This window comes from Xanthomonas sp. MUS 060 (assembly GCF_000963215.1).
GTDB lineage: Bacteria > Pseudomonadota > Gammaproteobacteria > Xanthomonadales > Xanthomonadaceae > Xanthomonas_A.
On the sequence record NZ_JZIM01000090.1, the window covers coordinates 1 to 1,174 of the forward strand.

The 1,174-nt window shown below is 62.0% G+C and carries 2 protein-coding genes and 1 pseudogene; all 3 read left to right on the forward strand.

Annotated features, from left to right (window positions below; translation table 11 throughout):
* Positions 1 to 262, forward strand: a pseudogene (locus XANALMUS060_RS20395) (hypothetical protein); the annotation flags it as partial.
* Positions 263 to 479: 217 nt separating this feature from the next.
* The gene (locus XANALMUS060_RS17115; protein WP_161795501.1) at positions 480 to 902 is read left to right on the forward strand and encodes an HlyD family efflux transporter periplasmic adaptor subunit; all 423 of its coding nucleotides are present in this window, start codon (positions 480 to 482) and stop codon (positions 900 to 902) included.
* Positions 895 to 1,174, forward strand: a 280-nt coding sequence (locus XANALMUS060_RS17120; protein ID WP_235430615.1) for a cysteine peptidase family C39 domain-containing protein, incomplete at its 3' end; no start/stop codon positions are given. The genes XANALMUS060_RS17115 and XANALMUS060_RS17120, both read left to right, overlap by 8 nt.

The window sequence follows — 1,174 nt, forward strand, 5'->3', positions numbered from 1 at the left end:
CCAGCACGACCAGGCGCTTGAGCACCAGGCACAGCTTATGGAGCTGCGTCGCCAGGGATTCCAGTTGCACCAGCAAATGAGCGAGCTGCAGGCCACGGCGGATCAGTTGCCGGACATCGTCGCTGGCCGGAACAACGAGACGCAGCGAGAGCTGTCCGATGTCGCCCAACTGATCGCGAAGAACGCTGCGATCAGTTGCCGGACATCGTCGCTGGCCGGAACAACGAGACGCAGCGAGAGCTGTCCGATGTCGCCCAACTGATCGCGAAGAACGCTGCGCAGGCAGCATGCGGGGCTTTTGAAATCTCCGGTGGACGGCATCGTGACCAGTGCTCCTATCTATGCAGGCCAGTCCGTGGTGGCCGATCAGCCGATGGTGGCCGTGTTGCCTGCTGCATCGACATTGCAGGCGGAGCTCTGGATACCGACGCAGGCCGTCGGCTTCATCCGGGCAGGAGAGCAGGTCGTCATCCGCTACCGTGCCTATCCCTACCAGAAGTTCGGCCAATACTGCTGCATCGACATTGCAGGCGGAGCTCTGGATACCGACGCAGGCCGTCGGCTTCATCCGGGCAGGAGAGCAGGTCGTCATCCGCTACCGTGCCTATCCCTACCAGAAGTTCGGCCAATACTTAGGTCGTGTGCAACAGGTGTCGCGCAGTTCGTTGTCGCCGTCCGAGGTCAATAAGGCAACGGGCAAGGATATCAAGGAGGCGAGCTACAGGGTGCTGGTCCGTCTGGAGAACCAGTACGTGCAGGTCTACGGAAGACCCGAGACCTTGCGGCCTGGCATGACGCTCGACGCGGACATCTTGCTCGACCGCCGCCGGCTGTTCGAGTGGCTCTTCGACCCACTTTACAGCATCAAGCTGCGCTCGACCGAGGATCGCGAGCATGGCTGAAGAAGCATGGAGCCACACGCCATGGAACTGGATGGACTGGAGCGCAGCAAGTCGCCTTCCCATGGTGATGCAGACGGAAGCCGCAGAGTGCGCGCTGGCGTGTCTGACGATGATCGCGGGCTACCACGGCCATCATGCCGATCTTGCCAGCATGCGGCGGCGCTTCAGTACCTCGATCAAGGGCGCGACGCTGTCCCGCGTGATTCATATCGCCCATTCGCTGGGCTTGGCGACGCGGGCGCTGCGTGCGGACATGCAGTATCTGCGTGATG